The sequence below is a fragment of the Stenotrophomonas sp. HMSC10F06 genome, assembly GCF_001807865.1.
Classification (GTDB): Bacteria; Pseudomonadota; Gammaproteobacteria; order Xanthomonadales; family Xanthomonadaceae; genus Stenotrophomonas; species Stenotrophomonas bentonitica_A.
Genome location: NZ_KV791285.1, coordinates 123,377 through 137,349 on the forward strand (window position 1 = coordinate 123,377; position 13,973 = coordinate 137,349).

Genomic DNA, 13,973 nt, shown 5'->3' on the forward strand with positions numbered 1-13,973 from the left:
CTCATCCCGCGGCCTTCCGCTTCCCTCACCTGCGCGCTACCGTGGGCGCCACCCGCCCCTGCCATCAGGATGCCGATGTCCGCCATGCCCGGCCCGATCGAGGAACTGCATGATCTGGATACGGCGCAGCTGCGCGCGCAGTTGCCCGGCTGGACCACGCCGAAGGTGATCCGCGGGCTGGTGGCCGGGTGGCCGCTGGTCGCCGCAGCGACCCGGTCCGCGCAGGCGGCGGTTGACCATCTCAAGCAGTTCGATCACGGCGCGCTGCCGGTCACTGCCACCACGGCGCCACCGGAGGCCCGGGGACGGGTGTTCTACAACGCGGACATGAGCGGCTTCAATTTCCGCCGCGAGCAGATCCCGTTGAAGGTCGTGCTCGATACCCTGCTCAAGTACGCGCCGGCACTGGCACCGCCGTCGATCTATGTGGCATCGACCACGCTGGACAGCTTCCTGCCTGGCTTCCGCCAGACCAATGCGCTGGAACTGGGGGTGGACGATCCGCTGGCCAGCATCTGGATCGGCAACCGCTCGCGCATCGCCGCCCACCAGGACGTGCCGGACAACCTGGCCTGCGTAGCCGCCGGCCGCCGCCGCGTCACCCTGTTCCCCCCATCGCAGGTGGGCAATCTGTATATCGGGCCACTGGATTTCACGCCGGCCGGGCAGGCGGTCAGCCTGGTCGATTTCGCCGCACCGGACCTGGTGCGGTTTCCACGCTTCAGCGCGGCACTGGCGCACGCACAGGTGGCCGAGCTGGGGCCGAGCGATGCCGTGTTCATTCCATCGCTGTGGTGGCACCACATGGAAGGGCTGGAGGCGTTCAACGTGCTGGTCAATTACTGGTGGCGGCCGGTGCCGGCGTGGATGGATGCGCCGATGAACGCATTGATGCTCTCGCTGCTGGCGCTCCGCGATCTGCCGCCGGCGCAGCGCGCGCATTGGCAGGCGATGTTCCAGCATTACGTCTTCCAGGCCGATGAACACACCACCGCGCACATCCCCGAGGCCGTACGCGGTGTGCTCGGACCACTGGACCAGGCCGGCGCCGATCACCTGCGCGGCGTACTGCGCAGGCGCCTGGAACGCTGAAGGCCGCCACCGCGGTGCCCACTTCACCCACGTGGGGGTGTAATCCGCAATAATCGCCGCCCAAAGAGTTGTTGACCGCCCGGGGGCGGGGTCGTCGAAAGGCGGGCGCGGCACGCGCACCGGTTCGGCACTGTGTCGTGCGCTCCTGACTGCTTCGCTGCTGCCGTTCCATCCGCGTGTTCCGGTTGGTGCTGCACCCTGCTGCCCGTGAACCGCATGCGCCCGTTGTCCGCCCGCCTCAACCTCGGCACGTTGATCCTTGCCCTGGCCCTGCTCAGCGCGATCATCGCCCTGGCCAACACCCTGCATGCCAGCTACCGCGTGCAGCGCGAACAGTTGATCGGCAACACGCTGGAAGCCAACCGCGTGTACGCCAGCAAGCTCGCCGAATCGACCCAGAACTTCGTGCTCTCCGCTCAGCAGCAGGTGGCCTACAGCGCCACCGTGCTCGGCCAGCGCCAGCATGATCGCCAGGCGCTGGAGGCCGAGGCCGCCCGCCTGCAACTGCAGACCAACAGCTTCAACTCGGTGTTGATCGTCGATGCCGGGGGCACCGTGCTGGCCACCTCACCGCAGAGTCTTGCCCTGCAGGGCGTGCTGCTCAACAGTGCTGGCAACCGCGACGCCCTCGCCCGGCGTGCGCCGTTCATCAGCGATCCGTACCAGTCGGCCACCGGCCGGCTGCTGGTGGCGATCTCGCACCCGATCTTCTCCGCGCAGGGCCAGTACCAGGGCTACGTCAGCGGCACCATCTACCTGCGCCAGCGCAGCATCCTGCAGTCGTTGCTGGGCAAGCACTACTACCGCGATGGTTCCTACCTGTACGTGGTCGACCGCAATGGCCGCATCCTGTACCACATCGAGCAGGACCGGGTCGGCCAGTTCGCGCTGCAGAACCCGGCCGTGCAGGCAGTCACCCAGGGCCACTCGGGCGCCCAGCAGGTGCGCAATACCCATGGCGTGCAGATGCTGGCCGGGTACGCGCCGGTGCCGAGCGTTGGCTGGGGGGTGGTGGCCCAGCGGCCGACCACCGCCACGCTGGCCTCACTGTCCAAGCTGATGTCGGCGGTGATCTGGAATGCGATTCCGCTGGGCATCCTGTCGCTGCTGATCACCTGGTGGTTTGCGCGGCGCATCTCGCTGCCGCTATGGCAGCTGGCGCGCAACGTGCAGAACCGCGACACCGGCATCGCGATCCGCCACGTCACCGGTATCCGGGCCTGGTACTACGAAGTCGCCCAGCTCAAAGCCGCCCTGCTGTACAGCTTCAACCTGCTGCAGGACCGCATCGGCAAGCTCAACCGCGCCAGCATGACCGATCCCCTTACCGGCCTGCAGAACCGGCGCGGCCTGCAGCAGGGGCTGGAAGACTGGCAGGCACGCGGCCAGCCGTTCGGGATCATCGCGCTGGACATCGACCGCTTCAAAAGCATCAACGACCGCTTCGGTCATGCGGTCGGCGACGCCGTGATCCTGCGCATCGCGCAATTGATGCGCGATGGCTCACGCGACACCGATCTGCTCTGCCGCAACGGCGGCGAGGAGTTCCTGATCCTGTTGCCGGGCATCGATGCCCTCCATGCCGCGCAGGTGGCCGAGCGCCTGCGTATCCAGGTGGCCGCCGAAGTGTTCGAGCAGGTCGGCACGGTCACCGTGTCGCTGGGCGTGGCCCACTACCCGACCTATCACGATGATCCGCAGCAGGCGCTGCGGCTGGCCGACAAGGCCCTGTACATGGCCAAGGAACAGGGCCGCAACCGCACGGTGGTGTACCCGCAGCCCGGCAGTCCGGGCGTAGGATGAGGGACCGCGGGCGCGACGCCCGCGCTCCTGTCAGTCTCAGCCGCCGAGCGGCGTCAGCAGCTTCGGCGCCTTGCTGGCGGCGTCGGCCATGAACACGCCGCCGGCGGGCAGCAGGTCGGCATTGGCATCGGCGCTCAGTGCCTTGTCGCTGCGCCACGGGGCCTGCTGGTGCGGGCCGGGAATGTAGGCATCCCAGCGGCCGTAGCGCTCCACCTCATCGCTGAACGAAAATCGCACCGGCACCCGGATGGTCCAGCTCGCCTCGTCCTTCTGATCTCCGGTAGAGGGCGCCTTGAAGGTCCACTTACGTGCGGCGCCCATCGACACGCGGGCCAGCTTGTCGCGCATTTTCCGCATGTTCGCCTCGTTGGCGATCACACGAAGATTGACCTGCTCGGTGGCCACATCCAGCACCTTCCCGTCGCGCCCGACCTGTATCAGCAGCAATACATCGCCACGCCCGCGCGCATTGAAGACATCCTCGGGATACACCGGCGGCGTCATCTTCACCTTGGTGACGTTGTCGGTCGAGGTTTCGTCGTACGTTTCGAAATTCGCTGCCAGCAGCGTGATCAGGCCGGTGCCATCGGGGTTGTTCTTCGCACCCAGGCGGATGGTGGCCGGGGTACGTGCCTTGACGGCCTGGCCATTCACAAGCACCGGGGCGAAACGCCACGTCTTGACTGCATTTTCGACGAAGGTGACGATGGTCTCGTCGACCTGCGCGCGCTTGTCCAGACGGAACGCCTCGACCTGCCCTTCGGTGCCGATATCGATCTCGCCGGTAAGCACCATGCTGGCTTCGGCCTGCTCGCGCACCTCGCGCTTGGTCTGTGCGTCCGCATCAGGGACCACGACCATGCCCACGCCGCTGAAGGCCAATGCCAGGGCAAGAATAGGGGAACAACGCATCGCACTCTCTCCTTGTGGATGCCTGACAGCGTAGCGCAGTGGGAATCGGGTGGACAATCAGGCCAGCCGCAGCGCCCCGGCGTACGGCGGGGTATCCGGAAAATCACCGGCCGCGAAACCGGCCTGCAGCCGCTGCCACCAGGCCGGATCAAACAGATGCCCGAAGTGCTCGCGCACCGCGGCCAGCTCGGGCGCCGGCAGCCCCATGAACATCCAGAAGCGCTCGGGAAACACGTCCTGGGGGCCGATCTGGAACCATGGCTCGTCGGCCAGCGCTTCCTCTTCGTTGCGCGGCGCCGGCCAGGCACGGAAGGCACACTCGGTGACCAGGCACAGCTCATCGTAGTCGTAGAACACGGCACGCCCATGCCGCGACACGCCGAAGTTCTTCGGCAGCATGTCGCCGGGAAAGATGTTGTTGCGCGCCATGTCGGTGATCGCCTGCGCGTAGTCGAGCGCGGCAATGCGACGCGCCTCGGCGGTCTGCTCGCGCAGGTACAGATTGAGTGGACGGAAGCGTCGCTGCACGTAGCACAGCGCGATCACCAGTTCCTCGCCCTCCTCATGCACGCTGCCGGCGCACTGGGTCAGCAGTTCCTCGCGCAGCGCCGCGGAGAAACGCGACCGCGGGAAGCGCAGGTGCCGATAGGGCTGTGCGTCGAGCAGCCGGCCGACACGGTCCAGGTTGAATACCAGCGCATACTTCTCTTCGACCTGGTGCCGGGTCATGGTCTTGGGCCAGGCGAAACGGTCGCGGATCAGCTTGAACACCAGCGGATAGCTGGGCAGGGTGAACACCGCCATGACCATGCCGGGCGTGCCATCGGCGTGCACCAGCTGCTCGCCGGGCTGGTCCTGGAAGTGACGGAAGAACGTGCGATAGCGCTCGGTCTTGCCCTGCTTGGCGCGCCCGAGCACGGTGTAGATCTCATCGACCGGCTTGCCCGGCAGCAGGCTGCGCAGGAACACCACCGCATCGCCAACGGTCGCCAGGTCGGCCTGGAAGTAGCTGCGCGAGACACCGAACAGATGCGCGAGATCGCGGCGCCGGCTCAGCACCGCATCGACGCGCAGGCCGCGCTCGTCATGGACCAGTGCGATCACGCAGGGCGAGAAGCGATGCTCGCCGAAGACGCGCCCCACCAGATAGGCGCGGCGCTCACGATAGAACACCGTATCGAGCAGTTCGATGCTGCGCACCGGGTAATCCCCCCAATGTGCCAGATCGTCCTGCAGGCGCACGGCCACCGCCGCGGCGCAGCGCAGCTGGTGTGCATACGGCACATCGAACCGATAGTCGCCGAGCACGCGCATGAACGCGTCCGCCGGACGCGTGGGAGAGAGCGTGTAGCTGTGTCGCGCGACCGGATGGGTGATGGCATCGGACGGCTCCACATCCATCGCCATGAACTCGATCGCCCCGTCCACACCGCGGGTGGCGAACAACCGCCGCGCCAGTGTGTTGTAGAAGGTCTTGTAGAGCTCAGCGTCGATCAACCCGGCCAGCAGCGCAGCGTAGGCGGGGCGTATGCGCAGCCACAGCGCGCGCTCACCGATGTCCGCGCCCGCTGCGCGGCGCAGGGCATCGACGGTCCCGGCGATGCAATGGTCATACAGCGCGATGCGCTCCACGGCGTCCTGCCGGGCCCCCGCCCAGTCCCTCTGTTCGAAACGCTGCCGCGCGCGCCGGCTGATCGCCGCGAAGCGCGCATGGTAGTCCTCGAAGCCATCGCGGATCAGCCGCGCCAGCGCATCGGCTGCCGTGTTCATGCGACACCCCGGACAGCGCAGTGAGAGAACCGGCAGGAACAGCGAGCGCGCATGCAGCCACTTCCAGGGAACCTGTTGCCACCATACGGCAGCGACGGGGCGCTTGCCCAGCGGGCGCGCATGAAAAAACCCGCGCCGGAGCGCGGGTTCTTCATCGATCACCGCAATGGCGGGACCGTTGCCTTACAGCGCAGCCAGCGCGCTGTTGAAGGTGCTGCTGGGGCGCATCGCGGCGCTGGCCTTGGCCACGTCCGGGCGGTAGTAGCCACCGATATCGACCGCCTTGCCCTGCACCGCGGCCAGCTCACCGACGATGGCCTGCTCGTTGTCGGCCAGTGCCTTGGCCAGTGGCGCGAAACGGGCCTTCAGCGCGGCATCGTCGTCCTGCGCGGCCAGGGCCTGGGCCCAGTACAGCGCGATGTAGAAGTGGCTGCCGCGGTTGTCGATGCCACCGAGCTTGCGCGACGGCGACTTGTCGTTGTCCAGGAACTGGCCGTTGGCCTGGTCCAGGGTCTTGGCCAGCACGGTGGCACCGGCGTTGTCGTAACGGTTGCCCAGGTGTTCCAGCGAAGCGGCCAGGGCGAGGAACTCACCGAGCGAATCCCAGCGCAGGTAATCCTCTTCCACGAACTGCTGCACGTGCTTGGGGGCCGAACCACCGGCACCGGTCTCGAACAGGCCACCACCGGCCATCAGCGGCACGATGGAGAGCATCTTGGCGCTGGTGCCCAGCTCCATGATCGGGAACAGGTCGGTCAGGTAGTCGCGCAGCACGTTGCCGGTCACCGAGATGGTGTCCTCACCCTTGCGGATGCGGTCCAGCGAGAAGGCGGTCGCTTCCACCGGGGCCAGGATGCGGATGTCCAGGCCGTTGGTGTCGTGGTCCTTCAGATAGGTCTCGACCTTGGCGATCACCTGTGCGTCGTGCGCGCGGTTGGCATCCAGCCAGAACACCGCAGGGGTGTTGCTCAGGCGGGCGCGGTTGACGGCGAGCTTCACCCAGTCCTGGATCGGCGCATCCTTGGTCTGGCACATGCGCCAGATGTCACCGGTCTGCACGGCGTGCTCGAACACCACCTTGCCGGCCTCGTCGGTGACGCGCACGGTGCCGTCAGCCGGGATCTGGAAGGTCTTGTCGTGCGAGCCGTATTCCTCGGCCTTCTGCGCCATCAGGCCCACGTTGGGCACCGAGCCCATGGTGGCCGGGTCGAAGGCACCGTGGGTGCGGCAATCGTCGATTACCGCCTGGTACACGCCGGCGTAGCAACGGTCCGGAATGACGGCCTTGGTGTCCTGCAGCTTGCCGTCGGCGTTCCACATGCCACCGGAGTCGCGGATCATCGCCGGCATCGAGGCGTCGACGATCACGTCGCTGGGCACGTGCAGGTTGGTGATGCCCTTGTCCGAATTGACCATGGCCAGGCCCGGGCGCTTGCCGTACTCGGCAGCCAGGTCGGCCTTGATCGCTTCCTGGGTCGCTTCGGGCAGCTGCGGCAGGCGCGCGGACAGATCGCCGATGCCGTTGTTCGGATCGAAACCGGCCTGCTTGAGCACGTCGGCGTGCTTGGCCAGCACGTCCTTGTAGAACTCCTCGACGACGACGCCGAACATGATCGGGTCGGAGACCTTCATCATGGTGGCCTTCAGATGCAGCGAGAACAGCACGCCCTTGGCCTTGGCATCGGCGATCTGCGCCTGCACGAACGAGGCCAGCGCATTGCGGCTCATCACGGCGGCATCGACGATTTCACCGGCCTTGACCGCGGTCTTTTCCTTGAGCACGACGCTGCTGCCGTCGGCCTTGAACAGTTCGATCTTCAGGCTGCCGGCGTTGGCCAACGTGGCCGACTTCTCGCTGCCGTAGAAGTCACCGCCATCCATGTGCGCAACGTGCGACTTGGAGTCCTTGGACCACTTGCCCATGCGGTGCGGGTGCTTGCGGGCGTAGTTCTTGACCGACAGCGGCGCGCGGCGATCGGAGTTGCCTTCGCGCAGCACCGGATTCACTGCACTGCCCTTGACCTTGTCGTAGCGCGCCTTGATGTCGCGCGAGACGTCGTCGGTCGGCACGTCCGGGTAGTTCGGCAGCGCGAAGCCCTGGTCCTGCAGTTCCTTGATCGCGGCCTTGAGCTGCGGCACCGAGGCGCTGATGTTGGGCAGCTTGATGATGTTCGCATCCGGGGTGGTCGCCAGCTGGCCCAGTTCGGCCAGGTGGTCGGCCTCTTTCTGGTCATCCTTCAGGTAATCCGGGAACAGGGCCAGGATGCGGCCGGACAGCGAGATGTCGCGGGTTTCCACGGCGATGCCGGCGGTGGCGGTGTAGGCCTCGACGATCGGCAGCAGCGACTGCGTGGCCAGGAACGGGGCTTCATCGGTGAGCGTGTAGAGAATCTTGGGCGTGTTCGACATGGGGGATCAGGGCTCTCTTGCAGATCTCGTGAATGATGGCCGGCGGCAATGCCGGGCCGCGTGCAACCGTGTCGCGTGCAGGGCCTGGCACAGCGGGCCCGCACTTTCCCCGGGGACCGCGCCGACCAACGGCGCGCACGGCGGGAAACCCCCGCATTGTCGCGTTTTCAGCCCCCCGGAGCAAAGCCATCCCATACGCAAACGTACTGGAACGGTGTGATGCATCAGCGCCAACCGGCAGCTCAGGCGCCCTCCGGGTGCAGATCCGCTCATTCGGAAACTGCTGCGGCCTCCCGGAGACCGTCCACCCATTCCGCAAGGGGCTTTCCCCACACGCTTTGGCGAGGACACGTGAGTGTCTGGCTGCTGTGGTTGCGCTTGAAACTACATACCCGGAAGCCGCCAACTGCCGCTGCCAGGTCTTTTCGCTGTGAGGCGCCGGTCGCCGTGCCGATCAGATGCAGCGGCATGACACCCGATCGGTCAGGCTTGACGAAGATGTCGTATCGGGTCGAATCGCCCTCGGCCGTTCTGTAGCCTGAAAGCTGATAGCCAGGAAGGGTTAATTTCAGATCGATAGACGATCCCGGACTGGGCGGTTGCGGTGCGTCACCTTCATAGACCAGCAACACGCTCCGCTGATCTTTCAGAACGTCATGAATCCCGAAATCCGCAGGTGATTCGTAGCTGATCGACATCCCGGCGGGGACCCGCAGGCACGCGCCATAGAGGAGGTGATCGCAACTGTGGCCCCATATTGCTGCTTCCTGTCCACATGCGTATCCAGGAACAAACGCCATAGCAGGCGCAAAGAAACACCACATCCCCGTTTTGCTCATTGCCGCTCCTTGGATCCCAGCGCCGCGCCATGCCCCATCCTCCGACTATACGAGTTCCGCCATCCGCGGATAGTGTGGATCGGGTGATGCCACCGCTGGAGCCTGCTGCGAGCCTGAAACCGAGTCCTTCCGTGAGGCGGCAATCATCTGGCTACGCGGGCCGCGCTGCGCTCGACCCACACCGGCGGATGTGCGCGCAATGGCATCAAGCACTTCTGCTTGCCACGCCGATGGAAAGAGAACAATAAAAAAGACGCAGCCTCGCGGCTGCGTCCATCGTGAGCCTGTTGCCGGGAGAGAGTCGGCGTCTAGGCTTACTTGACCTCAAACTCCTGCGGCGATCCAGCCGCCTTACCATCTACCGTGACTTCCGCGCGGTACTTGCCCGCCGGCCAGCCATTGGCATTCTTGAAGGAGATGTTGGTGGTCTCGGCACCGGTGGTATTGACCACCTGGTTCTGCTCACCGGCAACCTGCCCGTTCTGGAAGGTCAGCTTGGCCGCGACGTTGGCGTTGTTGGCGCTGCCGTCCGTGCGGATCGAGACGATGATGTCGTCCTTCGGCGCGAACAATGCGGCCGAGGTGACGGTCTTGTCCGCCGCAGCGCTCTTGCCGACGGTGACGGTCGAAACGGTCACGCCGGTGGCAGCGGTCATCGGCTGCGGCGCGGCTTCGGTCATCGGAGCCGGCGCGGCAGGCGCGGTCGCCGCCGGCTGTGCGTTGTTATCGGCGGTGTCTTCTTTCTTCTTGCAGCCAGCCAGGGCTACGGTGGCCAGAAGCGCAGCGAGAACGGCAGTACTGATGGACGACTTCTTCATGGAGATTGCTCCCTGTGTGATGGTGGGCAGTAAAGTGGATCAGGCTTTGGGCGGCAGTTTCAGGGTCTGGCCGGGCTGGATCTTGTCTGGATCGTCCAGCACGTCGCGGTTGGCCTCGAAGATGCGCTTCCACGCATTGGCATCGCCCAGTTCCTGCTTGGCGATCTTCGAGAGCGAATCGCCCTTCTGCACCGTGTAGGTGCCTCCTACCTTCTCCGCGGTGGTATCCACCGAGGCGGTCACACCCGAGAAATCGACCTGATCGACTTTCTGCGCGGTGGTGTCAACGCTGGCGCTGACACCGGAAAAGTCGACTTTCTTATCGGTACTCATCCATACACTCCCGTCTTGATTGACGACATGGGAGGCACGGTGTCACAGCCCTTGTTAATGGGGCATGGCGTGGATGTGAAGGCGCGCGGAACGGCTACCGGCGGCCACGTTGCCCGGGGGTAGAGCCACCCCATGGGTGGCTGCGCGTGGTGCCGGGTTCCGGGGCAGCGACCCGTGGGGTCGCTCTACTGGCGCAGGTCGCGGACGGTGCGGGCCGGCAGTTCGATGCCCGGGCTGGCCCGCCACGGGTTGATGTCCAGCCCGCCGCGCCGGGTGTAGCGCGCTTCCACTTCCAGCCACTGTGGCTGGCAGCGCTGGGTGATCTCGCTGAAGATCCGCTCAACGCACTGCTCATGGAACTCGGCGTGTTCGCGGTAGCTGATCAGGTACTTCAGCAAGCCGTCGCGGTCGATCTTCGGGCCGCGGTAGCGCACGCTGACACTGGCCCAGTCCGGCTGGCCGGTGACCGGGCAGTTGGACTTGAGCAGCGCCGAACTCAATGTCTCGGTGACCACGTCATCGGCATAGGCGAACAGGAATTCCGGCGCCGGTGGGCCGTAGCGCTCGATGGCCACGTCGCGCTCGTCCAGCGATTCGCCCTCGGCGTCTTCCACCAGCGGTGGCACCCCGAACACGACCGTCACCACCGCCCCCGCACAGGCCGACAGATCGCGCGTGATGCACAGGCGCGCAGCCGCGTCATCGTCGAAGCGCGTGCTGTTGAGCGAATTGAGGTACAGCTTGAATGACTTGGATTCGATCAGGTTCGGCGAGGTGCACGGCACGCTGACCGTGGCCACCGCCACGCGCGGCTTGCCGCGCCCGTCCAGCCAGCTCAGCTCATAGGCCTGCCAGCGGTCATGGCCGACGAACGGCAGCGCCGCCTCGTCCAGGCCGATCTCTTCGCGGGCGCCGCGGCGCGGTATGGGGAAAAGCAGGCCGGGATCGTACTGCGACGGGTAAGCCACCTCGCGACCGAGGCTGGAGTCCTGGGGGGTATTCATGCCGCCATTTTACGCCGGTAGGCGCGCGGCGTCCGCCGGCGAAAACGAACGGACCCGGCGACCGGGTGATTGCCTCCCGGCCAACGGGAGGGTCGGAACCCTCCCGCCCGTGCCGGTTCTCGCCCCGGCCAGCGGCCGGGACCTGCCGTCTACCAGCCGTCGTCTGACGTCAGCCCGCGCCAGGCGCCGCCGGCGTCCCGTTGAGGTAATCCAGGCTCACCTGCAGCAGCGCGCGCAGGCCCACATCGAGTGCTTTCTCATCGAGCAGGAACTTCGGCGAATGGTTGGCCGGCGCCGTGGCCGGATCGATCCCCTCGCCGGTCGAGCCGACGAAGAAGAACATGCCCGGCACCTGCTGGGCATACAGCGAGAAGTCCTCGGCGCCCATCTGCAGCGGCGGCTCGTAGACATTGCCTTCGCCCACCACGGCCTGCAGGCTCGGCAGCATCCGCGCGGTCAGGGCCGGGTCGTTGACCGTGGCCGGGTTGCCTTCGGATTCGTAGATCTCGGTTTCCGCCTTGGCCCCGTGCGCGGCCGCGGTGTGCTCGGCCACGTTGCGCAGGTCGGCGAAGATCTGCTGGCGCATGCCCTCGTCGAAGGTGCGGATGGTGCCGACCATCTCCACTTCATCGGGAATGATGTTGTAGCGGATGCCGCCCTTGATCGCACCGAAGGTCACCACCGCCGGCTGCTTGGACAGGTTGGCGCGGCGGCTGACGATGGTCTGCGCGGTGCCGACCAGATCGGCCGTGGCCACGATCGGGTCCACCCCGTTCCACGGGGCCGAGCCATGGGTCTGGCGGCCGATCACCTTGATCCCGAACCGGTCCGAGGCCGCCATCAGCGGGCCGCCGCGCACCGCGATCTGGCCCGCGGGCACGCTGGAGAACACATGCAGGCCGAACACTGCCTCGGGCTTGAAGTCCTTGAACAGGCCTTCCTTGAGCATCAGCGCCGCACCGCCCTCTTCCGGCGGCGGCGCGCCTTCTTCGGCAGGCTGGAAAATCAGCATCACTTCGCCGGGCAGGTTCGCGCGCATCTTCACCAGCGCGTCGGCCACGCCCAGCAGGGTGGCGGTGTGGGCATCGTGGCCGCAGGCGTGCATTACCCCGACGGTCTCGCCGCGGTAGGTGCTGGTGGCCTTGGAGGCGAACGGCAGGCCGGTCTGTTCGGTCACCGGCAGGGCGTCCATGTCCGCGCGCAGGGCGATCCGCGGGCCGGGCTTGCCACCCTTGATGATGGCCACCACGCCATGGTGGGCGATGCCGGTCTGCGGCTTCAGGCCCATCGCGCGCAGGCGCTCGGCGACCTTGGCCGAGGTGCGTTCCTCGCGGTTGGACAGCTCCGGGTGCTGGTGGAAATCGCGGCGCCAGTCGATCACCTGGGCCTTGAGGCGGGTCGCGGCGGCCGCCACTTCGGGGCGTTCGGCGGCGGCGGCGGCGGCCAGGCCGGGGGTGGCCAGCAGCAGGGCGGACATCAGCAGCGACAGACGGGGCATTGCAGGTCTCCACGGGGCAGGACAACGGTCGAACCTGAATGTAGGGCATCCGGAACCGCCGCGGTGTAACTTTCTGCCCCGGCGAACGTTCATGGGGGAACCTCACCCGTCACATCCGGTCTGATCGCCCGTCCCATCCGTCATGCATGAAAGGCCACGGGCGACGAGTATGCTTTGCGCCTAGCCAACCGGGGCCCCAGCCCTCCGCCAGCCCCCTCAGGAGTTATTGAATGTCGCGTTTCTGGAAGATCGTGCTGCTGGTGGTCGCAGTGCTGGTGGTTGCCGTCGTGGGTGTGCGCCTGATGGGCGGCAAGAAGGGAGACGCGGCAGGTCCGGCAGCCGAAGGGCGGCAGGGCGGTGATCCGGCCAACGCAGGCCCGGTGCCGGTCACGGTGATCGAGGCAGCGCGCCAGGACGTGCCGGTCTATGCAAGCGCACTGGGCACGGTCGCGGCGATGAACACCGTCACCGTGAGCCCGCAGGTCGGCGGCCAGCTGATCAGCCTGAACTTCAAGGAAGGCCAGGAAGTGAAGAAGGGCGACCTGCTCGCCCAGATCGATCCGCGCACCCTGCAGGCCAGTTACGACGAAGCCGCGGCGGCCAAGCGCCAGAACCAGGCCCAGCTCGCCACCGCCCGCTCCAACTACCAGCGCTCGAACTCGGCCGAGTACCGCCAGTACGTGGCCAAGACCGACCTGGATACCCAGCGCAACCAGGTGGCCCAGTTTGAAAGTGCCGTGGCGGCCAACGAAGCCAGCATGCGCGCCGCCCAGGTGCAGCTGCAGTACACCCGCGTGACGGCGCCGATCTCGGGCATCGCCGGTATCCGTGCGGTCGATGCCGGCAACATCGTCAGCGCCGGCACCGCGCTGGTGACCCTGACCCAGATCCACCCGATCCACGTCGTGTTCAATCTGCCCGAGCGTCAGCTGCCCGCCGTCCGCCAGGCCCAGGCCGCCGGCGCGGTGGCCATCGCCGCGCTGGACCGCAACGATGCGCACGTACTGACCGATGGCGGCAAGCTGGACGTGGTCGACAACCAGATCAGCAGCGACAGCGGCACCTTCCGCGCGCGCGCCCTGTTCGACAACGAAGACAATTCGCTGTGGCCGGGCCAGTTCGTCAACGTCCGCATGCAGCTGCGCACCATCGCCGGCGGCGTCGTCATCCCGACCCAGGCCGTGATGCGTGGCCCGGACGGCGAGTACGTCTACATCGTCAAGCCGGACAGCACCGTGGCCATGCAGACGGTCAAGAGCGGCGTGGAAGTCGGCGACAGCCAGGTGCAGATCACCGAGGGCCTGAAGGGCGGCGAACGGGTCGTGAGCGAAGGCCAGTTCCGGCTCAAGCCGGGCGCCAAGGTCACCGCGCTCAAGCCCGGCGAAACCCCGGCCGCACCGACCGAAGCCGAGCTCAAGGCCGCCCAGCAGCAGGGTGGCGGTGGACGCCGCGGTGGCGGTCCGCGCTGATCGCGCCCGCCCTGTGTACCTGACGC

Annotated in this window: 11 protein-coding genes; 3 read left to right on the forward strand and 8 right to left on the reverse strand. The window is 66.6% G+C overall.

Annotated features, from left to right (window positions below; all coding sequences use genetic code 11):
* The first annotated feature begins 75 nt into the window (after positions 1-75).
* Together HMPREF3113_RS10810 and HMPREF3113_RS10815 are read left to right on the forward strand one after the other, a co-directional pair.
* Positions 76-1,092 carry a cupin-like domain-containing protein gene (locus HMPREF3113_RS10810; protein ID WP_070472246.1) on the forward strand — a complete coding sequence of 339 codons (1,017 nt, stop codon included), beginning with the start codon at positions 76-78 and terminating at the stop codon, positions 1,090-1,092.
* Positions 1,093-1,308: 216 nt separating this feature from the next.
* Positions 1,309-2,895, forward strand: coding sequence for a sensor domain-containing diguanylate cyclase (locus HMPREF3113_RS10815; RefSeq protein WP_070472249.1), 1,587 nt, complete (start codon positions 1,309-1,311; stop codon positions 2,893-2,895).
* A 36-nt stretch (positions 2,896-2,931) separates the two neighbouring features.
* On the opposite strand, the gene HMPREF3113_RS10820 is transcribed toward HMPREF3113_RS10815, so the two are convergent.
* From HMPREF3113_RS10820 to HMPREF3113_RS10850, 8 genes are all read right to left on the reverse strand, one after another.
* Positions 2,932-3,807 carry an energy transducer TonB gene (locus HMPREF3113_RS10820; RefSeq protein WP_139146346.1) on the reverse strand — a complete coding sequence of 292 codons (876 nt, stop codon included), beginning with the start codon at positions 3,805-3,807 and terminating at the stop codon, positions 2,932-2,934.
* A gap of 57 nt (positions 3,808-3,864) precedes the next feature.
* The gene (gene aceK / locus HMPREF3113_RS10825; protein WP_070472252.1) at positions 3,865-5,577 is read right to left on the reverse strand and encodes a bifunctional isocitrate dehydrogenase kinase/phosphatase; all 1,713 of its coding nucleotides are present in this window, start codon (positions 5,575-5,577) and stop codon (positions 3,865-3,867) included.
* Between the two features lie 183 nt (positions 5,578-5,760).
* Complete coding sequence (locus HMPREF3113_RS10830; protein ID WP_070472255.1) at positions 5,761-7,986, reverse strand: NADP-dependent isocitrate dehydrogenase; 2,226 nt, start codon at positions 7,984-7,986, stop codon at positions 5,761-5,763.
* A 269-nt stretch (positions 7,987-8,255) separates the two neighbouring features.
* Positions 8,256-8,684 carry a hypothetical protein gene (locus HMPREF3113_RS18380; protein ID WP_254665282.1) on the reverse strand — a complete coding sequence of 143 codons (429 nt, stop codon included), beginning with the start codon at positions 8,682-8,684 and terminating at the stop codon, positions 8,256-8,258.
* Positions 8,685-9,139: 455 nt separating this feature from the next.
* Entirely contained in the window at positions 9,140-9,643 is a 504-nt protein-coding gene (locus HMPREF3113_RS10835; protein ID WP_070472258.1) for a hypothetical protein, read from the reverse strand.
* A gap of 39 nt (positions 9,644-9,682) precedes the next feature.
* A complete protein-coding gene (locus HMPREF3113_RS10840; RefSeq protein ID WP_070426094.1) occupies positions 9,683-9,976 on the reverse strand; it encodes a LysM peptidoglycan-binding domain-containing protein in 294 nt (97 codons plus the stop codon).
* A gap of 185 nt (positions 9,977-10,161) precedes the next feature.
* Positions 10,162-10,980: an NADPH-dependent 7-cyano-7-deazaguanine reductase QueF gene (gene queF, locus HMPREF3113_RS10845; protein WP_070472261.1), complete on the reverse strand. Its 819-nt coding sequence runs from the start codon at positions 10,978-10,980 to the stop codon at positions 10,162-10,164.
* A 169-nt stretch (positions 10,981-11,149) separates the two neighbouring features.
* Positions 11,150-12,478: a M20 family metallopeptidase gene (locus HMPREF3113_RS10850; RefSeq protein ID WP_070472264.1), complete on the reverse strand. Its 1,329-nt coding sequence runs from the start codon at positions 12,476-12,478 to the stop codon at positions 11,150-11,152.
* 230 nt (positions 12,479-12,708) lie between these two features.
* Between HMPREF3113_RS10850 and HMPREF3113_RS10855 the strand changes: the two genes are divergently transcribed.
* A complete protein-coding gene (locus tag HMPREF3113_RS10855; protein WP_070472267.1) occupies positions 12,709-13,947 on the forward strand; it encodes an efflux RND transporter periplasmic adaptor subunit in 1,239 nt (412 codons plus the stop codon).
* The last annotated feature ends 26 nt before the right edge of the window (positions 13,948-13,973 follow it).